19 protein-coding genes and 2 tRNA genes are annotated in these 20,839 nt (G+C 60.3%); 12 read left to right on the top strand and 9 right to left on the bottom strand.

The window, feature by feature from the left end; genetic code table 11:
* Window positions 1-59 precede the first annotated feature (59 nt).
* The gene (locus tag AAFO90_RS03535) at window positions 60-629 is read left to right on the top strand and encodes a DUF882 domain-containing protein (protein WP_347508525.1); all 570 of its coding nucleotides are present in this window, start codon (window positions 60-62) and stop codon (window positions 627-629) included.
* A 217-nt stretch (window positions 630-846) separates the two neighbouring features.
* Here AAFO90_RS03535 and AAFO90_RS03530 read toward each other — a convergent pair.
* A tRNA-Arg gene (locus AAFO90_RS03530) sits at window positions 847-923 on the bottom strand.
* A gap of 193 nt (window positions 924-1,116) precedes the next feature.
* Between AAFO90_RS03530 and AAFO90_RS03525 the strand changes: the two genes are divergently transcribed.
* Window positions 1,117-1,190 (top strand) — tRNA-Gly (locus AAFO90_RS03525).
* Between the two features lie 131 nt (window positions 1,191-1,321).
* Window positions 1,322-1,801 (top strand): acyl-CoA thioesterase, encoded by a 480-nt coding sequence (locus tag AAFO90_RS03520; protein ID WP_274837053.1) that lies wholly within the window; start codon window positions 1,322-1,324, stop codon window positions 1,799-1,801.
* A 9-nt stretch (window positions 1,802-1,810) separates the two neighbouring features.
* Here the strand turns inward: AAFO90_RS03520 and pgl are convergent, their stop codons facing one another.
* The gene (pgl, locus tag AAFO90_RS03515; RefSeq protein WP_347508524.1) at window positions 1,811-2,482 is read right to left on the bottom strand and encodes a 6-phosphogluconolactonase; all 672 of its coding nucleotides are present in this window, start codon (window positions 2,480-2,482) and stop codon (window positions 1,811-1,813) included.
* Entirely contained in the window at window positions 2,479-3,954 is a 1,476-nt protein-coding gene (gene zwf / locus AAFO90_RS03510) for a glucose-6-phosphate dehydrogenase (protein ID WP_347508523.1), read from the bottom strand. Before zwf ends, pgl begins: the two co-directional genes overlap by 4 nt.
* Before the next feature lie 145 nt (window positions 3,955-4,099).
* Between zwf and AAFO90_RS03505 the strand changes: the two genes are divergently transcribed.
* Window positions 4,100-5,053, top strand: coding sequence for a radical SAM protein (locus AAFO90_RS03505; protein ID WP_347508522.1), 954 nt, complete (start codon window positions 4,100-4,102; stop codon window positions 5,051-5,053).
* 28 nt (window positions 5,054-5,081) lie between these two features.
* On the opposite strand, the gene AAFO90_RS03500 is transcribed toward AAFO90_RS03505, so the two are convergent.
* Complete coding sequence (locus tag AAFO90_RS03500) at window positions 5,082-5,351, bottom strand: usg protein (RefSeq protein ID WP_065270255.1); 270 nt, start codon at window positions 5,349-5,351, stop codon at window positions 5,082-5,084.
* A gap of 226 nt (window positions 5,352-5,577) precedes the next feature.
* Between AAFO90_RS03500 and gyrA the strand changes: the two genes are divergently transcribed.
* Both gyrA and AAFO90_RS03490 read left to right on the top strand, forming a co-directional pair.
* Entirely contained in the window at window positions 5,578-8,301 is a 2,724-nt protein-coding gene (gene gyrA / locus AAFO90_RS03495; RefSeq protein WP_347508544.1) for a DNA gyrase subunit A, read from the top strand.
* A gap of 126 nt (window positions 8,302-8,427) precedes the next feature.
* Window positions 8,428-8,778, top strand: a complete 351-nt coding sequence (locus AAFO90_RS03490; protein WP_065270254.1) for a DUF6614 family protein — start codon at window positions 8,428-8,430, stop codon at window positions 8,776-8,778.
* A 69-nt stretch (window positions 8,779-8,847) separates the two neighbouring features.
* On the opposite strand, the gene AAFO90_RS03485 is transcribed toward AAFO90_RS03490, so the two are convergent.
* The 3 genes from AAFO90_RS03485 to AAFO90_RS03475 form a co-directional block, all read right to left on the bottom strand.
* Window positions 8,848-10,317: a carboxypeptidase M32 gene (locus AAFO90_RS03485; protein ID WP_347508521.1), complete on the bottom strand. Its 1,470-nt coding sequence runs from the start codon at window positions 10,315-10,317 to the stop codon at window positions 8,848-8,850.
* Window positions 10,318-10,321: 4 nt separating this feature from the next.
* Entirely contained in the window at window positions 10,322-11,470 is a 1,149-nt protein-coding gene (gene ctaA, locus AAFO90_RS03480; RefSeq protein ID WP_274828097.1) for a heme A synthase, read from the bottom strand.
* A 65-nt stretch (window positions 11,471-11,535) separates the two neighbouring features.
* Complete coding sequence (locus AAFO90_RS03475) at window positions 11,536-12,288, bottom strand: RNA methyltransferase (protein ID WP_065273454.1); 753 nt, start codon at window positions 12,286-12,288, stop codon at window positions 11,536-11,538.
* Window positions 12,289-12,455: 167 nt separating this feature from the next.
* On the opposite strand from AAFO90_RS03475, the gene AAFO90_RS03470 reads away from it, so the two are divergent.
* Window positions 12,456-13,088, top strand: coding sequence for a thiamine phosphate synthase (locus AAFO90_RS03470; RefSeq protein ID WP_347508520.1), 633 nt, complete (start codon window positions 12,456-12,458; stop codon window positions 13,086-13,088).
* A 66-nt stretch (window positions 13,089-13,154) separates the two neighbouring features.
* Here AAFO90_RS03470 and AAFO90_RS03465 read toward each other — a convergent pair whose 3' ends face one another.
* Window positions 13,155-14,297: a HupE/UreJ family protein gene (locus AAFO90_RS03465; protein WP_347508519.1), complete on the bottom strand. Its 1,143-nt coding sequence runs from the start codon at window positions 14,295-14,297 to the stop codon at window positions 13,155-13,157.
* On the opposite strand from AAFO90_RS03465, the gene AAFO90_RS03460 reads away from it, so the two are divergent.
* The 4 genes from AAFO90_RS03460 to AAFO90_RS03445 all read left to right on the top strand — a co-directional run bounded on the left by AAFO90_RS03460 (window position 14,296) and on the right by AAFO90_RS03445 (window position 17,756).
* Window positions 14,296-15,096, top strand: a complete 801-nt coding sequence (locus tag AAFO90_RS03460) for a DUF4198 domain-containing protein (RefSeq protein WP_347508518.1) — start codon at window positions 14,296-14,298, stop codon at window positions 15,094-15,096. The genes AAFO90_RS03465 and AAFO90_RS03460 overlap by 2 nt on opposite strands.
* A 48-nt stretch (window positions 15,097-15,144) precedes the next feature.
* Window positions 15,145-16,071 (top strand): PfkB family carbohydrate kinase, encoded by a 927-nt coding sequence (locus AAFO90_RS03455; RefSeq protein WP_347508517.1) that lies wholly within the window; start codon window positions 15,145-15,147, stop codon window positions 16,069-16,071.
* Window positions 16,068-16,982: a pseudouridine-5'-phosphate glycosidase gene (locus AAFO90_RS03450; protein WP_347508516.1), complete on the top strand. Its 915-nt coding sequence runs from the start codon at window positions 16,068-16,070 to the stop codon at window positions 16,980-16,982. The genes AAFO90_RS03455 and AAFO90_RS03450 overlap by 4 nt, the downstream gene beginning before the upstream one ends.
* An 81-nt stretch (window positions 16,983-17,063) precedes the next feature.
* Window positions 17,064-17,756, top strand: a complete 693-nt coding sequence (locus AAFO90_RS03445; RefSeq protein WP_065270246.1) for a DUF502 domain-containing protein — start codon at window positions 17,064-17,066, stop codon at window positions 17,754-17,756.
* Window positions 17,757-17,846: 90 nt separating this feature from the next.
* Here AAFO90_RS03445 and AAFO90_RS03440 read toward each other — a convergent pair whose 3' ends face one another.
* The gene (locus AAFO90_RS03440) at window positions 17,847-18,620 is read right to left on the bottom strand and encodes a 3-hydroxybutyrate dehydrogenase (protein WP_347508515.1); all 774 of its coding nucleotides are present in this window, start codon (window positions 18,618-18,620) and stop codon (window positions 17,847-17,849) included.
* 399 nt (window positions 18,621-19,019) lie between these two features.
* On the opposite strand from AAFO90_RS03440, the gene AAFO90_RS03435 reads away from it, so the two are divergent.
* Complete coding sequence (locus AAFO90_RS03435; RefSeq protein ID WP_347508514.1) at window positions 19,020-20,798, top strand: extracellular solute-binding protein; 1,779 nt, start codon at window positions 19,020-19,022, stop codon at window positions 20,796-20,798.
* Window positions 20,799-20,839: the final 41 nt, after the last annotated feature.

The raw sequence follows: 20,839 nt of genomic DNA, 5'->3' as shown, positions 1-20,839 counted from the left end.
AGGCCCGTAACATCGGGCATCGGCAGGACACACAAATCGTTCGGGATGGTGCGGTAAACATGGCAGAAACATCGAACTCGGGGCTCACCCGTCGGGCCCTTTTGGGTGCATTTGCGGCAACAGCAGTAACCGCAGCCCCAACATTTTCCAATGCAGCAGGCTTTTTGCGTGGTGGCGGCGATATCCGCCGCATCCGTATGTACTCGGGCCGTACCGGTGAACGGCTGGACATGGTCTACTGGATCGAAGGCAAGTACATCAAAGACGCAGTGCGCGAGATCAATCACTTCATGCGCGACTGGCGCACCGACGACGTAAAAGAGATCGACCTGCGCACAATCGATATCATGGCCGCCTCTCATAACCTGCTGGAAGTAAACGAACCGTATATGATGCTTTCGGGATATCGCAGCCCTAAGACCAACGCCATGCTGCGCAGCCGTTCGCGTGGCGTCGCCAAGAACTCTCTTCACATGCGCGGACAGGCCGCAGACCTGCGCCTTGCGTCTCGCTCTGTTACGCAGATGGCGAAAGCGGCCAAGGCTTGCCTTGCCGGCGGTGTTGGCACCTATTATCGCTCCAACTTTGTTCACATGGACTGCGGCGTCGTCCGTGACTGGCGCGGCTGATACGGAAACCCGACCAGGCGTTCTATAGAACCCCGGTCCGCAGGTCGTCATCCAGGCGTTCTGCATTACACCAAAACGAACCACTAATGTCCGGTGTGCCCCGATGGGTGCGCCGGATTTTTGCTTCTGCTGCAGCTGGAATTGGCGTCGAATTCACAATACAGCCCAAATCCGAATTGGTCCGGACACTGGTTCGGGAGATTAGTTCGGGGAGAAGTGGCGCACCTGATAGGATTCGAACCTATGGCCTCTGCCTTCGGAGGGCAGCGCTCTATCCAGCTGAGCTACAGGTGCCTGATGTGGAGCCGTATACCTGCCGTTCCATGACGCTGCAATGGCAAAATGTCGTCTGGTTTCTTTTGTTTGCGGACCGCCAGCCCTGTGCCGGGAGTACTGCGGTCCCGCTCGGCGCTGGATTTGCAAAATCCGCCATCCACAGCGAAATCAACTTGAAGCGCTCACGGCGCGGTGCTACCCAAATCCCACTGCGGGTGTAGCTCAATGGTAGAGCATTTGCTTCCCAAGCAAGTGACGAGGGTTCGATTCCCTTCACCCGCTCCAAATCTCCCTTCCTATTTTGAATGCAACAGCCTCGCGACGCTTGGACTGATGTTTTCGCGGATGTCGCGGTCAAGACGATGTGCCGGAGGGTTTTTGTTGAAACTTCAAATACCGCGCCTTAGTCCAACGGGATGACACTCCTTTACCTTACCCCGCTCGATGCAGAGACTCAGTTGGCTCAGGGGATCGACCACCCCTGCCCCGTTGCCATTGCCGATAAGGTTCGCTTTTCCGAACTCGACCTTTTGAACCACGTGAACAACAAGGCCTACCTGGGCTGGTTCGAATCCACCCGCGTCACCTATTTCGATACACATTGCGCCAGGCATTTCTCCGGCGGGCCGATCCCGCGCACGGTGATGCGTAACTCCAATGTGCACTACCTCAAGGAAATGCTGCTTGGCGAAAGCTACATCTCCACCGCCCGGGTGCTGTCCTTCCGCAACACGTCATATGTGATGGAGCAGCAGATCTGGTCTGGCGACCTGCGCACCCGGCTGGAAGCCGTGATGGTTCTGCGTACCGCCGATGGCAGCGCAGGACAGCCGATTCCGGACAGTTTGAAACAGCAATTCCTGGATCTCGATGGCGCCACCGACCTCAGCCAATAAGGCTGAGGCTTAAGGTGCCCAATGCACTTGAGTGCCTGACAAAATGGCCTGAACCGGGGCTTCTTCGGGCGGCAGCGATATCGCCCGATCCAGCGCCTTGCGTTTGGCCTCACCAAAGATCACCAGATGCTTCGCCATCGCTCCGTTTAACACCGGCGCTGTCAGACTGATGCGGCCTTCCGGCTGGCTGTCCGGGCGCATCACTGCCAAAGTCGGCGCCGAGCCGGCAAGCGCCGCCTCAAGCCCCTTCACCCCCGGAAACAAGGATGCCGTGTGCATGTCTTCGCCCATCCCCAGAAGCGCCACTGAAATCGGCAATTCCGGGGAAACTAGGGATTCGACCTCGGCCAGAACATCTTCGGGGGCGCGGTCGGGAACGTAGAACGGCAGAAAACGCGCGGCGGCAGCGGGGCCTGTCATCAGCCGCTCGCGGATCATTCGCGCATTGGAGCGGTGACTGTCGGAGGGCACCCAGCGTTCATCCGTCGCCATCACCCGGACCCGCTCCCAATCGATTGACGCTGCGCAGAGATCATCAAAGATAGGCCCGGGCGTGCTGCCGCCTGCCACCGCAAGCGAGGCGGTGTCGTGATGTAGCAGATGTGTTTCCAGATCCCCGGCAATGCGCTGCGCAACCTCTATCGCCAGCATTTCCTGATCTGGATATTCATTGAATTTCATGGATTTATTCCTCTCCATTCACGTCCATCACGGCGCATCAGCAAGTCCGCATCGCCGGGCCCGGTGCTGCCCATATCATAGGGTTTTGGTACATCCCCGCGCGCCTGCCAGCCCGCGATTATCGGGTCGGTCCAGGCCCAGGCGGCGGTCACCTCGTCCCCGCGCATGAACAACGTCTGGTTACCCCGGATCATATCGGTGATCAGACGCTCGTAAGCGTCCGGGGGATTTTTACCATCCGCCCCGAGGGCCGTTGCAAAGCTCATATCCAGCGGAACGTCAACCAGCCGCATGCCGCCCGGACCCGGCTCCTTGATGGTCACGCTCAGTGTGATGCCTTCGTTGGGTTGCAGGCGGATCTTCAGATGGTTGGCGTGACGGCCGGCTTCTTCGCCAAAGATCGAATGCGGCGCATCCTTGAACAGCACGTTGATCACCGAAGACCGCGCCACAAGCCGTTTTCCCGTCCGCAGGTAAAACGGCGTACCCGCCCATCGCCAATTGCTGATATGGGTCTTGAGCGCGATATAGCTTTCGGTGCTGGAACGCGGATTTCCGACGGTTTCCCGGTAGGTTAGGTCAGGTCCTTCACCCCCGGCAGCCGCGTTATACTGCCCCCGGACGATGTGGTAAGGCTCCACCGGATCCAGCGCCCGGATCACCTTTACCTTTTCATCGCGCACCGCGTCGGGGTCAAATTTTGCCGGCGGCTCCATCGCGATCAGGCACAAAAGCTGCATCAGGTGGTTCTGCATCATGTCGCGCATTGCGCCGGCGCGGTCGTAATACTCCTCGCGCCCGGCGACCCCGACGGTTTCCGCCACGGTGATCTGGATATGATCGACGTATTGACTGTTCCACAGGGGTTCGAACAGCATATTGCCGAACCGGATCGCCATCAGGTTCTGCACCGTTTCCTTGCCCAGATAATGATCGATCCGGTAGATCTGGTTCTCGGTGAAATGCGCGGCCAGTGTCGCGTTCAGCGCCTTGGCAGACTGCAGATCGTGACCAAAGGGTTTTTCTACCACGATCCGGCTGTCTTCATCCGACAATCCGTGCCGGTGCAGACGTTCGGCCAGCGGTCCGAACAGGCCCGGCCCCACCGAGAAGTAGAAGACTCGGATCGGCCGTGGCTCAACTTCGGCCAGTTGCGCGGCCAGCGGCTCCCAACCGCGATCCTCGCGGGCATCCAGCGACACATAAGTGACACGGCGCAGAAACTCCGGGATTCCCGCAACACCCGGCCCGTGTTCGTTCAGCGTTGCCTTAATCCCCTCCGCCACCATCTGCCGGTAGTCTTCGGTGCTGATATCGGCCCGGGCGGCGCCGATGATGCGGACTTCCTCAGGAAAATGGCCACCACAAAACCGCCGGTAAAGCGCCGGCAGGATTTTGCGCTGCGCCAGATCACCTGTACCGCCAAAGATCACCAGATCGAAGGGATCGACCGGTATCACGCGTGGAGCCATTGTTCATTCCATTTCGCTGTGACCGGATGCCCAAGGCAGAGGCGAAACAACTTCACATCCCTGTCAGGCGGCCTCCGGCGGCTTTCACTTTGGGGGCAGTATAGGGTAGCCTTGTCGGAAAGGAACGGCCCATGAGGACATCCCCGTGAAAGATCTGCCTAACCCCAACGCAAACCTAGGTAAATTTCAAGACAGCCTGGTGACAGCCGACGGCAGCACCCGGGCGTCCGTGGCCTTGTCGAACCCGGAAACCCTGTGGTTCAACACCGGAACCCTTTGCAATATTGAATGCGCGAACTGCTATATCCTCAGCTCGCCCCGCAATGATGCCCTTGTCTACCTCACCGCAGCCGAGGTCGAGGACTATCTGGATCAACTTGAAGAGCGGAACTGGCGGGTACGTGAAATCGCCTTTACCGGTGGCGAGCCCTTCATGAACCCCGAGATGTGCGCCATGGCCGACGCCGCGCTGGAGCGGGGGTATGAAGTGCTGATCCTCACCAACGCCATGCGGCCAATGATGCGCAAGACCGTGCGGCAGGATCTGCTGGTGCTGAATGAAAAACACCCGGGCAAGATGACGCTGCGCATCTCGCTGGACCACCACTCCGCAGATATTCACGACACCGAGCGCGGCGCAGGCAGCTATGCCAAAACGCTGGAAGGTATGGCCTGGCTGCGGGACAACGGGTTCCAGATGGCGGTTGCCGGCCGCATCGCCTTTGCCGAAAGCGAGGCGGAAGCGCGCCAAGGTTTTGCCGATCTGTTTGCCGCGCAGGGGTTTGATATCGATTCCGCCAACCCCGGTCAGACGGTGCTGTTCCCTGAGATGGACGAGGCGGTGGAAGTACCTGAAATTACAACCGCTTGCTGGGGCATCCTAAACAAGGCGCCAGAGGATGTGATGTGCGCCTCTTCTCGTATGGTGGTCAAACGCAAGGGTGCCGAAAAACCGGCGGTTCTGGCCTGCACCCTGCTCCCCTATGCGCCGGAATTCGAGCTCGGCACCACCTTGGCCGAGGCAGAGAAGCCCGTAGCGCTAAACCATCCCCACTGCGCCAAATTCTGCGTATTGGGCGGGGCCAGCTGTTCGGCCTGACCTCCATTCATGGCCCGGCACCTGCTGTTTAGTGGATCTTGAATTCGCCCTTCACGTGCCGCCATTCCCCGGCGCCAATCATCTTGCGGTGTGTAAAGCGGACCGAATGCAGCGGTCCCTCGATCTCGCGCTGCCAGAATTCGATGAACTGAAACATCCGGTCGTGGTCTGGCGCCAGATCGTACTCCTGCCACAGAAATGTATTCAGAACATGAGGATGGTCCGGCATGTGATATATGAATTCGGCCGTGGTCAGCCCATAGCCCTTGAGCATCAGTTCCGTTTCGCTGATCTCCATATGTGGTCTCCTGCAACGAAGCCCCCCGTGAAATCCTAGCCACGGATTGGTTAACAGTTTCGAAACCACGCTGCCTGCTCCGCGCGCGGTCGGGCGGCGTGCCGGTCTGCCCATCAGCCAGCTTGCGCCCCATATGGGGTGTCTGATAGGGTGTCCTGACACAATAGAGACCCATAATACAGAACGGGCAGCAAACGTGAGCGATACGCCGGATACTCCTGAAAACATGGACGAAACACCGCCCCAAGGGCCGGTATACGAGGGGCCGACGGTCTCAATCGAATCCGAGATGCGCACGTCCTATCTGGACTATGCCATGTCGGTCATCGTCAGCCGGGCCATTCCCGACCTGCGCGACGGGCTGAAACCCGTTCACCGCCGGATTCTTTATGCGATGCATGAGACCGGCAATACCCATGATAAATCCTATCGCAAATCGGCCCGTCCGGTCGGCGACGTGATGGGTAAATACCACCCGCACGGCGACAGCGCGATCTATGACGCCTTGGTGCGCATGGCGCAGGACTTCTCGATGTCGCTGCCGCTTTTGGATGGTCAGGGCAACTTTGGCTCGATGGACGGCGATAACCCCGCCGCGATGCGTTACACCGAAGTGCGCATGGACAAGCCTTCGGCCTTTATGCTGGCGGATATCGACAAGGATACCGTCGATTTCCAGGACAACTACGATGGCAAGGACCAGGAACCGACGGTTCTGCCCGCGCGTTTCCCCAACATGCTGGTCAACGGCGCTGGCGGTATCGCGGTCGGCATGGCCACCAATATCCCGCCGCACAATCTGGGCGAAGTTGTTGATGCGACCCTGGCCCTGATCGACGAGCCGGATCTGACCAGCGAGCAGCTGATCGAATATGTGCCCGGCCCCGACTTCCCGACTGGCGGCGTGTTGCTGGGCCGCTCCGGCGCGCGCAAGGCCTATCTTGAGGGACGCGGAAGCGTCATCATCCGCGCCAAGACCCGGGTCGAGGAGATCCGCAAGGATCGCTACGCCATCATCGTGGACGAAATTCCCTATCAGGTGAACAAGGCCTCGATGATCGAAAAGATCGCCGAACAGGTGCGCGACAAAAAGATCGAAGGCGTTTCCCACGTTCAGGATGAATCCGACCGCAACGGTGTGCGCGTGGTGGTCGAGCTAAAGCGTGACGCCACTGCCGAGGTGGTGCTCAACCAACTTTATCGGTTCACGCCGATGCAGACGCATTTCGGCTGCAACATGCTGGCGCTCAACGGTGGCCGCCCCGAGCAGCTGACCCTGCGCCGGTTCCTGACCTCCTTTATCGATTTCCGCGAAGATGTGGTCGCACGCCGGACCGCTTATCTGCTGCGTAAGGCGCGCGAGCGCAGCCATATCCTTTGTGGTCTGGCGGTTGCCGTTACCAATATCGACGAGATCGTCACGACGATCCGCCAATCCGCGGATGCGGCCGAAGCGCGTGAAAAGCTGATGACCCGCCGCTGGCCGGCGCAGCCGATCCTGGAATATATCGCGCTGATCGATGATCCGACCCATACCGCGAACGAGGATGGCACCTACAACCTGTCGGAAACCCAGGCCCGCGCCATTCTGGAACTGCGCCTGCAGCGCCTGACCCAGATCGGCGTCAAGGAAGTCACCGACGAGTTGGAAGAACTGGCCTCCAAGATCAAGGAATACCTTGAGATTCTGGGTTCCCGTGACCGGATCATGGGCATCATCGCTGACGAGCTGCGCGAGGTCCGTGAGAATTTCGCCGTGCCGCGCCGCACCGAAATCGTTGATTGGTCCGGTGATATGGACGATGAGGACCTGATCGAGCGCAAGGACATGGTGGTCACCGTGACCTCTGGCGGCTACATCAAACGCACCCCGCTGGTCGATTTCCGCGCTCAGAAACGCGGCGGCAAGGGGTTGTCGGGGATGCAGACCAAGGAAGAGGATGTTGTCACCACCCTCTTTGTTGCGAATACCCATACACAGCTGTTGTTCTTCACCACGGATGGCATGGTCTACAAGCTGAAGACCTGGCGCTTGCCGCAGGGCGGACGCACCTCGAAAGGTAAGGCGATCGTCAACATCCTCCCGATCCCGACAGGCGTCTCCATCGCGGCCATCATGCCGGTCGACCGGGCCGAGGACGAATGGGACGATCTGCAGATCATGTTCGCGACATCTGCTGGAACTGTGCGCCGTAACCGTTTGTCAGATTTCACAAATGTCATGCGCAACGGTAAGATCGCGATGAAGTTCGAGGACGATCACGCGGACACCAAGCTGATCAATGCCCGGATCTGCTCCGAGGATGACGACATCATGCTGGTCACCAACACCGGCCGCGCGATCCGCTTCCCCTCGACCGAGGTCCGGGTGTTCAACAGCCGCAATTCCGTTGGTGTACGCGGGATCAAGCTGAATGAAGGCGACGAGGTCGTTTCGATGTCGGTGATCCGCCATTCGAAATACACGCCCGAACAGCGGACGGCGTATCTTAAGATGCGCCGGGCCATGGCCGGGATCGCAGACGATGCAGAACCCTCGGATGAGGATAGCGTGGCAGATCCCAACTTCTCGACCGAGCTTTATGCAGAAATGTCAGCGGCCGAAAACCTGATCCTCACCATTACCAAGGGCGGTCAGGGTAAGTTGAGCTCCAGCCACGATTACCCGGTTCGGGGCCGGGGCGGTATGGGCGTCACCGCCATGGACAAGGCGATGCGCGGCGGCGAACTCGTGGCGTCCTTCCCGGTCGAGGTTGAAGACCAGATCATGCTGGCGACCTCTAAGGGGCAATCGATCCGGGTGCCGGTGGATGGAATTTCCTTCCGGTCTCGCTCGGCCGGCGGCGTCCGTGTCTTCAACACTGGCAAGGGTGAAGAGGTGGTTTCGGTCGCCTGGATTGCCGACAGCGGTGACGATGATGAGGCTGAGGGTGAGGGCGGCGAAGCCTGACGCCCACTCCCCAAACCAAAGCAACAAAAGACGCCGTCCCGGTCCGGGGCGGCGTTTCGTTTTTACCGATGGGTAAACAATTTCTGCCATACTGATGGGAAACATTTGCGTGGGAGGAGCCACCCGATGAACATGTACCACTGCTACATCGACCTTCATCACGAAGCCAAAGCGCTAGCGTTTTCCAGCGCCGTCGATCAATGGATGTCCTACCTGCAAGAACGCAAGGTGATCAACGGCTGGCGCCTGCTGCGTCGCAAGCTGAACCTTGCCAGCGATTCCTGCCGTGATTTCCTGCTTGAGATCGAATTCGAGAACATGACCCAGCTGGACCAGGCCTTTCGGGTGTTGGGTGAAAAAGACGAAGAGATTGAAAAACTCTACGCGAATGTCTCTGCGTTGATCGCAAATTCCGACTTTGGGCTCTACCGGCCATTTCCGGATCCGGAACGGGCGGAGCGCATGGCTCTGGTCTGATTCCGCTGTAGTTTATGCAAAAAGGCCGGGCATAGCGCCCGGCCTTTTCTGTTGTTCCCGCCAGGCAGCTTACAGATCGTAGAGCGCGCCGAATTTCTGTTCGAGATAGTTCATGAGCGGCGCGTGGTCCGGCTCCATTCCCGCGGCATGGGCGATGGTATTCCGCGGGCTGCGCAAGCCACCGTGCTGTTGCAACTTCTCGCCCAACCAGCCGGTTGCGGCCGAAGTATCGCCTTGCGCCAGATCCGTATCCAGCTTTGGCACATCCCGGCGCAGCGCCTCGTGCAGGCAGCCGGCGTAAACATTGCCCAGCGAATAGGTCGGGAAATACCCGAAGAGACCAACCGACCAATGCACGTCCTGCAGACAGCCGTTTGAGGGCTTGTCGACGGCATAGCCAAAATCGGCCTCAAATCGGTCATTCCAGGCCGCCTCTAGGTCCGCTACCTCCAGGTCGCCTTGCATCAATGCCCGTTCCAGATCGAAACGGAGCATGATGTGCAGGTTATATTGCAGCTCATCTGCTTCGGTCCGGATATAACCGTTATGAACCTTGTTGACCGCCGCGTAGAAGGCATCGGCTTCGGACACGCCAATGTCGCCAAAGCTGTCCCGCATCTGTTCGAACAACCATCCAGTAAAGGCACGGCTGCGGCCGATCTGGTTTTCATAAATCCGGCTCTGGCTTTCGTGCACGCCCATCGAAACCCCGCGCCCCAGCGGCGTCAGCAGGTAATCGCGGCAGATGTTCTGCTCATAGGCCCCGTGGCCAACCTCGTGAATGGTCGAATAGAAGCAGTTGAACGGATCTGTTTCGCTGGTCCGCGTAGTGATCCGCACATCCAGCCCTGAGCCAGAGCTGAACGGGTGCACCGCCTTGTCGACCCGCCCATGCGCCATGTCATAACCAAAGGTGCGCGCCAACGTGCGGGCCAGTTGCATCTGGGTTTTCTCATCAAACCGCCCCGACAAGCCCTGCGGTGCTGGCTTATCCAGAACCCGCGCCCGCAGATCCACCAGACCGGGACGCATCGCATCAAAGATTTTTGCGATTTCAGAAGAGGTTGTGCCGTGTTCGTAATCCGCGACCAGCGCATCATACAGGTCACCACCCGCCGCCAGTGCCTGACCTTCCTCACGCTTCAGTGCGACCACTTCCTCCAGCACAGGCAGGAAGGCCGCCACGTCTTCATTGGCGCGGGCCTCGGCCCATTTTCCCTGCGCTTCTGAGGTGACCTGTGCAAGTTTCTTGGCCAGATCCGCGGGCACCTTGATGGTACGGTCGTAGCTGCGGCGGATTTCGCGCAGATGCGCAGCACCGACCTCATCCGGGGCTTCGGCCTGCTCCAGCCATTCCGCCACCTGCGGCGCGCTGCGGCGGGCGTGCAGCACGGATTCGATCGCGGCCATCTCCGCGCCGCGCTGCCCGGTGGCCCCGCGCGGCATCATGGTTTCCTGATCCCAGCCCAGACGGCCGGCGATCTGCCCCAACGCCTGCGTGTCACGCTCATAGGCCATCAGCTGTTCAAATGCGGTCATATTCTCAATGGTCCTTGATGGAAGTTGCAATCGGATAGCCTGCCAGGAAGCGGGCGCGCAGGATCAGGACCCACAGAACCACAGCCATCAGCTGGTGCAGGATCGCTGCCTGCCAGGGCGCAGCGTAAAGAACGGTGATCACACCAAGGGCAATCTGTACGATCAAACCTGCAAAGACGGCGTTGAAGGCGAACCGGGTCGCGCCATGGGCGCTGGCGCGGCCGCGTAGCCAGACAACCACCCCAAAGGCAAACAGAAGATAGCCACAGATCCGGTGAACAAACTGCACCAAGCCTGGGTTTTCAAAGAAGTTCTTCCACATCGGCTCGATCATCAACGGATTGGGCGGGATCACCTGTCCGCCCATCAGCGGCCAATCGGTATAGGACCGCCCAGCGTCAATGCCTGCCACCAGCGCGCCCAGCAGGATTTGCAGGAACGCAAAGTGCAGGAGCCCGGTCGAGAGGCCGAAGATCTTCGCTTCCTTGGCCCGGCGCGCCTGCATCAGGTCCCGTTCCTGCCGCCCCAGAAGGAAGCCATACCAGGCGATCAGCCCGAGGATGACAAAGGCCAGGCCAAGGTGCGTCGCCAGCCGATAGGAGGCAACCGAGGTCATGCCCTCGCCCTGGGTCACGCCCGAAGAGACCATCCACCAGCCGATTGCGCCCTGAGCCCCGCCCAAAGCCCCCGGCAGGATCAGCCGCCCGGTCCAGCCGGTCGGGATCTTGCGGGCCAGCAGAAAGCCAAAAAAGCCAACCGCCCAGACCAGCCCGATGACCCGGCCCAGTTGGCGATGGCCCCATTCCCACCAGTAGATCGATTTGAAGTCAGCAAGCTCCATCCACTGGTTATGGATCTGCCACTGGTCGATCTGCTTGTATTTGTCGAACTCCTGCTGCCATTCCGCCTCGTTCATCGGCGGAATGGCCCCGGTGACGGGGCGCCATTCGGTGATCGACAGGCCGGAATCGGTCAGCCGGGTCAGCCCGCCGACCACGATCATCGCCACCACCAGCGCAAACAGCACAAAGAGCCAGGCCCGGATCGCCTTGCGGGCGCCGCCCCGGCCCCGGTCGATCATGCCGGTTGCGGCGGTCTGCGGCTTGGCCTCGGGTTCACTGACCTCTTGGAAGATACTGCGCTTGCTGCTCATGCTCGTCCCTCTTCGGTTTCGCGGTGAAGCTAGGGTTGGCGGTCCGGATCGTCCAGTGCTAACGCTCAGCTATCGTCCGACATTTTCTTCCAGCGGACCATCTGCCGCATCACCCCATGCAGCATCTGCACATCCGCCCGCGTCAGACGCATGCGGCTGAACAGGTTGCGGAACACCACTTTCATCCCCGGCGCCTTTTCCGGTGGGAAGAAATAGCCGGCTTCCTCAAGCCGGTCCTCGTAATGGGTGACCAGCGCCTCGACCTCGACACCCGTGGCCCAGTCGGATTTACCGATCTCGAAGACCTCGTGCTCGACCTCGGCCGCCTGACGGCGCCATTCATAGGCAGCCAGCAGCACGCATTGACCAAGGTTGAGCGAGGCAAATTCCGGATTGACCGGCACCGTGATGATGGCATTGGCACGGGCGATATCGTCATTCTCAAGGCCCGCACGTTCCGGGCCAAACATCACCGCGACCTTCTCGCCGCCGCGGATTTTCTCAATTGCCAGCTTCATTGCGGCTTCGGGACTGTAGACCGGTTTGGTCAGCTCACGCGGACGCGCAGTGGTGGCAAAGACAAAGGAACAGTCCTCCAGCGCGCCGGGCACATCGGGCGCCAGCAATGCCTCGTCCAGCAGCCGCCCCGCGCCCGAGGCCATGGCCACCGATTTTGGGTTCGGCCAGCCGTCGCGCGGCGCCACTATGCGCATCCGGTCCAGCCCGAAGTTCCACATCGCACGGGCGGCGGCGCCAATGTTTTCGCCCATCTGGGGGCGCACCAGAACAAAGGCGGGCTGTGGCATATCGCTGGGCATGTCTGTCTCCATAGCGCCCAAAGGGCATTTTCCCCTGCTGTAATCGCAGGGGCTGCGAACGGCAAGGGCATCCACTGCTGGTCCCGGCGTCGCAGGGCGGCGCAGGATCCTTGCGTCCTGTGGCAGATGCGTTAAACACCAGCCAGCAAGCAACAGGAGCGCCCTTGATGGATACCGCCGCGAACACAGTGGAAAAGCCCCAGATCTATCTGATTTCGCCGCCTAGTTTTGAACTGGGCCGGTTTCCCGACCAGCTGGCCAAGGTGCTCGACAGCACCGAGATCGCCTGCGTGCGCCTAGATCTGGCAAGCCGCGATGAAGACACGCTTAGCCGCGCCGGTGACGCCCTGCGCGAGGTTTGCCTGGCCCGCGATGTGGCCATCGTGATTTCCGATCATCAGATCCTGGCCGAGCGGCTCGGCCTTGATGGCGTGCACCTGACCGATGCCTCCAAATCCGTGCGCAGCGCCCGCAAGGCGCTTGGCGCCGATGCCATTGTCGGCAGCTTTTGCGGCGCCTCGCGTCACGACGGGCTGACCGCAGGCGAAGCCGGCGCCGATTACATCAGCTTTGGCCCCGTCGGCACATCCGGCTTGGGTGATGGCGCGGTGGCTGAGCAGGAGCTGTTCCAGTGGTGGTCCGAAGTGGTAGAAGTGCCGGTCGTGGCCGAAGGTGGTTTGACTGAAGAGCTGGTCGGAAGCCTTTATCCTTACACGGATTTCTTTGGCATTGGCGAGGAAATCTGGCGCAGCGAAGATCCCGTCGCAGCGCTTCAAACATTTATCAAGGCAATGGGCTGAGCCTCAGCTCTCCCAGAAGGTACGTCATCGCCCCGGTGTTACAGCTGCGGGGCGATGTAAACACGATCAGAGCCAGACGCGTTCCACGAACCAATAGCTGCCGATCAGCGCAATCGTGACGGAGGCTGGAATGGCGACGCGGCCGCGGTACTTCGGATGGCCGCCGAACCAGTAACCGACCAGCAGATAGGCAAGCGCGATCACCGTCAGTTGCCCCAGTTCAACCCCGACATTGAACCCGATCAGCGCCGGAATGAATTGCGCCTGCGGCAGGCCAAATTCCCCCAGTACGCTGGCAAAGCCCAGCCCGTGCAACAAGCCAAAGCCAAAGATCACCACCGTGCGCCAGCTGTGCAACCGCCGGGCAAAGATGTTCTCCACCGCAACAAAGACGATCGAGGCCGCAATCAGCGGCTCCACCACCGCCGGGTTCACAGTCACCAGCCCCAGCGCACCACAGGCCAGCGTGATGGTGTGGGCGACAGTAAAGGCGCTGACCTGCCACAAAAGCGGCTTTATACGAGTGCTGAGGAAGAAAAGCCCCAGGACAAACAGGATGTGATCCAAACCTTTCGGGAGGATGTGGTCAAAACCTACCGGGATATAGCTGGTAAAAGCCTTTGCCGGGGACAAGGCCGATCCGCCCCCGATCGCGATGGGTCCGGTGCTCTCACCGCCCTGAATATAGCCGGTAAAAGGTTCTTCCACCCCGTTTTGACGCAGAACCACGGCCCCAGCCCCTTCTGGCCAGCGGATCGTCAGCGCCGAGGCAAGCGGCGGTAGCTCCCCCGAAAGGGTCAGCACACTCTCGCGCGGCAGTTCGACGTCACCAACCGGTGCGACGCGTACATCTTCCACCACCAGCGGCAGAGGGCTCCCTGCCTCGACATCAAGGGTTTTCAGCCAGTCCTCGGCAAACAGGCGCAGCATCGGCGCCAGTTCCTCGGGCGGCATGGCGCGCAACAGATCGTAATCGCCCGCCTGATCGGCCGCTTCGGTGTCTTGGTGCGTATCCAGATCAATACCGGCGACAAATGCCTCTGCATTCAAACGAAGAGACAGATGTAACGTGTTGTCCTCAATTGTGAAATCACCAATGGCCGGTGTCACCTCATGGGCTAGGGCGCGTTCGGCGCCCCAAAAGCCGAGACTTGACAGCAGGCAGAGGCATGCCACCTTCATCCCACGCAGCAACAAAGAATTCGTCATGAAAAATCACCTGGCCTGTTTACTCGTTTTTGCATTCTCGTTCAGGCTGGCGGACCCGGCCCTGTCCCATGAGTTTTGGATCGAACCGCAGAATTATCAAGTTGAATCCGGAGAGGAACTCCCAGCGCAATTGCTGAACGGGCAAGAGTTCAAGGGCTTTCGGCTGCCCTATTTCAAAACTCGCACCAAACGGTCCGAGGTGATCACCGGTGACACCGCCACCCCTTACGAAGGACGCATGGGCGATCTACCGGCCCTGACAGTGACCGCCGAACGGGACGGGTTGCTGACTCTGGTCCATGAAACTATGCCGGAAACGCTGATCTATGAGACTTGGGAAAAATTTGACGCCTTCGCCGAGCATAAGGGATTTGCCGATATCCGTGCCCGACACGAGGGGCGCGGCCTGCCCGTGGATGGATTCACCGAACGCTACAGCAGGCACGCGAAATCCCTGATTGCCGTCGGCAGCGGCGCCGGGTCGGACCGGGAAAGCGGCATGGAGACGGAGTTTGTTGCCCTTGCAAATCCCTACACATTCAAGGGCGACACACTACCGGTTCAGCTGTTCTATCAGCAAAAAGCGCGCGCAGCCGCACAGGTCGAAATCTTCGAACGCGCGCCCGATGACAGCGTGACCATCACCTTGACCCAGACCGATGCAGAGGGACGCGCCGAGATCCCAGTGAAGCCCGGCCATACCTATCTTCTGGACGCCGTTGTACTGCGCCCGTCCGATCCGGAAACCGGCGCGGTATGGGAAACGCTTTGGGCTGCGCTGACCTTTGCGGTGCCATAGGTTGCAAAGCCGCTTGCGGGGGCGCGTGAAAGGCGGCAAGAGAGAGCCATGACATCGCCCCGTTCCGATACCCCCATGGCCCAACCTGCTCCCGCCCAGATTCTCTGCATCGGATCGGTGCTTTGGGACGTGATTGGCCGCTGCTCCTCTGACATGCAACGCGGTTCTGACATGCCGGGGCGGATCACCCGCCTGCCCGGCGGCGTTGCCATGAACATCGCCATGACACTGGCCCGCTTTGGCCTGAAACCCGCGCTGCTGAGCGCGATTGGTCAGGATGCCGAAGGGGATGAGCTGATCGCCGCCTGTGGTCACCTCGGGCTTGATACAGCGCATGTCTACCGCTCCGAAGATTTGCCGACTGACCAGTATATGGCGGTCGAAGGCGCCAACGGGCTGATCGCAGCGATTGCCGATGCTCATTCGCTTGAGGCCGCAGGGGCGAAGATCCTGCGCCCGCTACTGGATGGCACCCTTGGCTCGGAAACCGCGCCCTATGCCGGGCCGGTTGCGCTGGATGGCAACCTGACCCTGTCCCTGCTTGACGACATCGCCGCCAGCCCCGCCTTTGCCAATGCCGACCTGCGGGTGGCGCCTGCCTCTCCGGGCAAGGCAGAGCGGCTACGGCCATTCCTGATGCGCAGCCGGGGCACGCTTTACGTTAACCTCGAAGAGGCCGGTTTGCTCTGCCAGGCCACGTTCGGCGACAGCGAAACCGCCGCAACCGCCCTGCTGGAGCGCGGCGCCGCGCGGGTTCTTGTCACCGACGGCAGCCGGTCGGCTACCAAGGCGGACGCACACAATACCTTTACGCTTGAGCCGCCGCAGGTCACCGTGGCCCGCGTCACCGGCGCTGGCGATACTTTCATGGCGGCGCATATCGCCGCCGAGACCCGCGGCGAGCCGCCCGCCACGGCGCTGGCATCTGCTTTGACCGCCGCAGCCACATATGTTTCAGGAGAGCCTCCGCTGTGATCCCCATCAAATATTCCCAAGAAGTGGCCGAGGCCCGCGCTGCCGGTCGCGCCATTGTCGCGCTTGAAAGCACCATCATCACCCACGGCATGCCTTATCCGCAAAACGTGGAAACCGCCGCACAGGTCGAACAGGACATTCGCGATGCGGGCGCGGTTCCGGCCACCATGGCGGTGATGAACGGCAAGCTGTACGTAGGCCTAGAAGCGGATGAGCTGCAGGCGCTGGGCCAGGCGAAAGACGTCGCCAAGGTGTCGCGCGCGGATATCGCTGCCTGCATCGCCAGTGGCGGCACCGGAGCGACCACCGTGGCCGCCACCATGATCGCTGCCCGGCTGGCGGGGATTTCCGTCTTTGCCACCGGCGGCATTGGCGGCGTGCACAAGGGCGCCGAAACCAGTTTTGACATCTCCACCGACCTGATGGAGCTGGCGCAAACCCCGGTGACTGTCGTTGCGGCTGGCGCCAAGGCGATTCTGGACATCCCGAAAACGCTGGAAGTTCTGGAAACCCAAGGGGTTCCGGTGATTTCTTATGGTCAGGACAGCTTCCCCGCCTTCTGGTCGGCGCAATCCGAACTGATGGCGCCACTGCGGATGGACACGGCCAAAGAGATCGCCAGCGCCCATGCAATGCGTCAGGCCATGGGACTGAATGGTGGGCAGCTGGTCGCGAACCCGATCCCGGCCGAGGCACAGATCCCGGCCGAGGAATTGTCTCCGATCATCGCACAGGCCCAATCCGAGGCCGATGCACAGGGTATCTCCGGCAAGGGGGTGACACCCTTCCTGCTGCAGCGCATCTTTGATCTGACCGAAGGACGCTCGCTGGTGGCCAATATCGCGCTTGTGCGCAACAACGCCCGTCTTGCCGCGGCTATTGCTCAGGAATTGAACGCAATCGCGGGCTGATATGGTAATTCGGCAGTGCGGCCATTGCCGTTCTGCTGAACAGTGCCTAGGTTCCCCGCATCTGTCATCGTGAATGCGCCCATGACCACTCCATTTGATCAAGAACCCCACCGCCGTCCCGGCCTGTTCGCGCGGCTGCGCTCTTCCTTTCTAACCGGGATCGTCGTGATCGCGCCGGTGGGGCTGACACTCTGGCTGCTCTGGACCGTGATGGGTTGGATTGACGGTGTGGTTCTGCCCCTGGTGCCGCATACCATGCGGCCCGAGCAATATATCGGCATCAACCTGCGCGGCGTCGGGCTGATCATCTTCCTGTTGTTCACCATCATCGTCGGCTGGATTGCAAAAGGCATCATCGGCCGTTCGCTGATCGGGTTCGCGGAGAATCTAGTGGACCGGATGCCGGTGATCCGCTCGGTTTATTCCGGAATCAAACAGATCTCGGAAACCGTATTCGCCCAGTCGGAAAGCAGCTTTGATACCGCCTGTCTGATCCAGTATCCGCGCAAGGGAGTTTGGGCGATCGCTTTTGTCTCGACCAAGGCGAAGGGCGAAATTGCCCAGCGGGCCGAAACATCCGGCGGGTTGATGAGCGTCTTCATCCCGACAACACCCAACCCGACCTCCGGGTTCCTGTTGTTTGTGCCAGAAGAGGATGTGACCGTTCTCGACATGTCGGTCGAGGATGCAGCGAAACTGGTGATTTCCGCCGGACTGGTCTACCCGAACCCCAAGGATCCGACGCAGCCGCCCGCCGACGGGGCCAAAGGCTGACGACTTAGGCTTTTTCGTGCTTCAACCTGCAATGCCGACATTAAGAGCGGCAGCTATCTCGCTGCCACTCCATTCCTTTTCCCATACCGCTTACAGAGCGGTCCAGCCACCATCGACGCTGATCGTGGTCCCAGTGATCTGCGCAGCCGCATCCGAGCAAAGGAAGACAGCCGTACCGCCAAGTTGCTCAACCGTGGCGAATTCGCGCGAGGGCTGACGCTCAAGCATGACCTTCTTGATCACCTCTTCGCGGCCCATGTTGTATTTCTCCATGGTGTCCGGGATCTGCGCCTCGACCAGCGGTGTCAGCACGTACCCCGGGCAGATCGCATTGGCGGTGATCGGCTCTTCAGCGGTTTCCAGCGCCACGGTCTTGGTCATACCGACCACGCCGTGCTTGGCCGCCACATAGGCCGATTTATAGGGCGATGCGGTCAGACCATGTGCAGAGGCGATATTGACCACCCGGCCCCAGCCCGCTGCGCGCATCTTGGGCAGCGCCGCTGCGGTGGTGTGAAAGGCCGAGTTGAGATTGATCGCGATGATCGCATCCCATTTGTCCAGCGGGAACTCATCAATCGGGGCGACGTGCTGGATCCCGGCATTGTTGATCAGGATATCGCAGCTACCCGCCTTTTCGATCAGGCCCCGGCAGTCTTCGCCTTTGGACATATCCGCTTGAATGTAGCGGGCATTTACCGAGAACTCCTTGGCGATCTCTTCGGCCAGCGCGTGGTCTTCGTCCCTGTCGGTGAACGAGTTCAGAACCACATCCGCACCGGCGCGCGCCATCTCGCGCGCAACGCCAAGGCCGATGCCCGAATTCGATCCGGTAATCACCGCCGTTTTGCCCTTCAGTGTCATATCTCAGGTGTCCTTTAAGCTGAGTTGAGTTGCGCGGCATTCTGCCACGTGACCGGGGCAAAGAAAACGCGTAGGACTACTGACTTGTTCAGCCAGGACGGCCGAAATACACAGCGCTTCCGCCGTACTCTCCCAAGCTATTTGCCATCGAAAACCACACGATTTCACCAAAAAAAACGCCCGCACGAAGCGGGCGTTAAGTTATTGAGGCAGGTTTCATACAGGCAAGAAACCTATCGAGCAGTGACCCCTTTATACGCAATTTCGTGCTTTCATCCAAGCTAAAAGTTTGAAAAGACAAAGACGCGCCTCTACCGTGAAGGCTCAAGTAAATAAGGGCAGAATGGGATTGTTGCCAAAGTGAGGTCAGAATATTTCTCCGCCGCCGGATCGCTTGTGATGGGAATCGGGCTTTGTCTCAACGCCAGTTTTGCAGCCGCAGAATCAGCCCATGGTATTGCAATGTATGGCGAACCGGCGTTGGACCCGGGCTTCACCGCGCTTCCCTATGCCAACCCCGAGGCGCCAAAGGGCGGCAGGCTGGTTGTCGGCAACACCGGCGGCTTTGATACGCTGAACCCATTTGCCCAGAAAGGCACCCCGCCCTGGCAGCTCCGCTTCTGGGGATACGAAAGCCTGATGGGCCGCTCCTGGGATGAACCCTTTACCCTTTATGGCTTGCTGGCCGAATCGATCAACGTGCCCGAGGACCGCTCCTGGGTGGAGTTCACCCTGCGCCCCGAGGCGCGGTTTTCCGATGGCAGCCCTGTCACGGTCGAGGATGTCCTGTGGTCCTATGAAACGCTCGGCACCGAAGGTCACCTGCGCTATCGCGGGTTCTGGTCCAAGGTGGCGGGGATTGAACAGACCGGCCCACGCAGCCTGAAGATTACCTTCAATACCGAAGACCGGGAGCTGGCGCTGATCGCCGGTATGCGTCCGATCCTGAAAAAGGCGCAGTGGGAAGGCAAGGATTTCGCGGCCTCCGGCCTGAGCGAGGCGCCCATCGGCACCGGTGCCTATTTGGTCTCCGATTTCGAGCCGGGCCGGTTTGTCACCCTTTCCCGCAATCCCGACTACTGGGGCGCGGATCTACCGCTGCGCCGGGGCATGCATAACTTTGACGAGCTCCGCATAGATTTCTTTGGCGATCAGACGGTGCTGTTCGAGGCCTTCAAGGCCGGAGAGCTGAGCGCCTATCGCGAATTCAACGCCGACAAATGGAAAAGCGCCTATGACTTCCCGGCTGTGACCGACGGCGACGTGGTCAAAAGCGAGATCCCGCATCAGCGGCCCTCCGGCATGACCGGGCTGGCGATGAACACACGCCGCGCGCCGCTGGATGACTGGCGCGTGCGCGAGGCGCTGATCCTTGCCTTCAATTTCGAATATATCAACGGCACCGTCACCGGCGGTATCCAGCCCCGGATCACCTCCTATTTCTCCAACTCCACCCTAGGCATGCGTGAAGGGCCTGCGCCCGACGATGTCCGCGCTCTGCTGCAGCCCTATGCCGAAACCCTGCTGCCGGGGACGCTGGAGGGATACACCCTGCCCAGCAGCGATGGCACCAAACGCAACCGCAGGAACCTGCGCCGCGCGGTAGGGCTTCTGGCCGAGGCTGGATGGACTGTACAGGACGGCGTGTTGAAGAATGCCGACGGTCAGGTGCTGACCTTGTCGGTGCTGCTGCGCCAAGGCGATGCAGAGATGAAGACCATTGTCGAAATCTACGCCCGCGCGCTGGATCGCCTCGGCATCACGATCACGCCGGAACTTGTTGATAATGCGCAATATGTTGCCCGCCAGTCCGAGTTCGATTTCGACCTGACCCGGTTCCGCCGCGATCTGTCGCTCAGCCCCGGCAACGAACAGAAACTTTATTGGGGGCGCGCCGGGGTCAACCAACCGGGCAGCCGCAACCTGATGGGCATCGACAGCCCCGCCGCCGAAGCGATGATTGACCAGCTGCTGACCTCAAAGAGCACGGATGACTTCACCGCTGCGGTACGGGCACTGGACCGTGTGCTGACGGCGGGGCGCTATGTGATCCCGATCTGGCAATACGACAAAGGGCGCATTGCCCATAAGCGGCAACTGGCCCATCCCGAGAGCCTTCCAATATATGGTGATCGCACCGGCTTCTTCCCCGACGTTTGGTGGTATCAACCAGAGTAATTGGGCACGGCACCGCAACCACTAGGCGTTGATCACAGCGG

The organism is Phaeobacter sp. CAU 1743 (genome assembly GCF_039839315.1).
Classification (GTDB): Bacteria; Pseudomonadota; Alphaproteobacteria; order Rhodobacterales; family Rhodobacteraceae; genus Phycobacter; species Phycobacter gallaeciensis_A.
The sequence above is the reverse complement of the archived record's forward strand: the minus strand, read 5'-3'. Positions and strand labels throughout refer to the sequence as shown.

What these genes read in the sequence shown, in the direction of transcription:
- AAFO90_RS03535 (WP_347508525.1), top strand. Translation starts at nt 60, where the DNA reads ATGGCAGAAACATCGAACTCGGGGCTCACCCGTCGGGCCCTTTTGGGT.
- AAFO90_RS03520 (WP_274837053.1), top strand. Translation starts at nt 1,322, where the DNA reads ATGACACTCCTTTACCTTACCCCGCTCGATGCAGAGACTCAGTTGGCT.
- pgl (WP_347508524.1), bottom strand. Translation starts at nt 2,482, where the DNA reads ATGAAATTCAATGAATATCCAGATCAGGAAATGCTGGCGATAGAGGTT.
- zwf (WP_347508523.1), bottom strand. Translation starts at nt 3,954, where the DNA reads ATGGCTCCACGCGTGATACCGGTCGATCCCTTCGATCTGGTGATCTTT.
- AAFO90_RS03500 (WP_065270255.1), bottom strand. Translation starts at nt 5,351, where the DNA reads ATGGAGATCAGCGAAACGGAACTGATGCTCAAGGGCTATGGGCTGACC.
- gyrA (WP_347508544.1), top strand. Translation starts at nt 5,578, where the DNA reads ATGGACGAAACACCGCCCCAAGGGCCGGTATACGAGGGGCCGACGGTC.
- AAFO90_RS03490 (WP_065270254.1), top strand. Translation starts at nt 8,428, where the DNA reads ATGAACATGTACCACTGCTACATCGACCTTCATCACGAAGCCAAAGCG.
- AAFO90_RS03485 (WP_347508521.1), bottom strand. Translation starts at nt 10,317, where the DNA reads ATGACCGCATTTGAACAGCTGATGGCCTATGAGCGTGACACGCAGGCG.
- ctaA (WP_274828097.1), bottom strand. Translation starts at nt 11,470, where the DNA reads ATGAGCAGCAAGCGCAGTATCTTCCAAGAGGTCAGTGAACCCGAGGCC.
- AAFO90_RS03475 (WP_065273454.1), bottom strand. Translation starts at nt 12,288, where the DNA reads ATGCCCAGCGATATGCCACAGCCCGCCTTTGTTCTGGTGCGCCCCCAG.
- AAFO90_RS03470 (WP_347508520.1), top strand. Translation starts at nt 12,456, where the DNA reads ATGGATACCGCCGCGAACACAGTGGAAAAGCCCCAGATCTATCTGATT.
- AAFO90_RS03460 (WP_347508518.1), top strand. Translation starts at nt 14,296, where the DNA reads ATGAAAAATCACCTGGCCTGTTTACTCGTTTTTGCATTCTCGTTCAGG.
- AAFO90_RS03465 (WP_347508519.1), bottom strand. Translation starts at nt 14,297, where the DNA reads ATGACGAATTCTTTGTTGCTGCGTGGGATGAAGGTGGCATGCCTCTGC.
- AAFO90_RS03455 (WP_347508517.1), top strand. Translation starts at nt 15,145, where the DNA reads ATGACATCGCCCCGTTCCGATACCCCCATGGCCCAACCTGCTCCCGCC.
- AAFO90_RS03445 (WP_065270246.1), top strand. Translation starts at nt 17,064, where the DNA reads ATGACCACTCCATTTGATCAAGAACCCCACCGCCGTCCCGGCCTGTTC.
- AAFO90_RS03440 (WP_347508515.1), bottom strand. Translation starts at nt 18,620, where the DNA reads ATGACACTGAAGGGCAAAACGGCGGTGATTACCGGATCGAATTCGGGC.
- AAFO90_RS03435 (WP_347508514.1), top strand. Translation starts at nt 19,020, where the DNA reads ATGGGAATCGGGCTTTGTCTCAACGCCAGTTTTGCAGCCGCAGAATCA.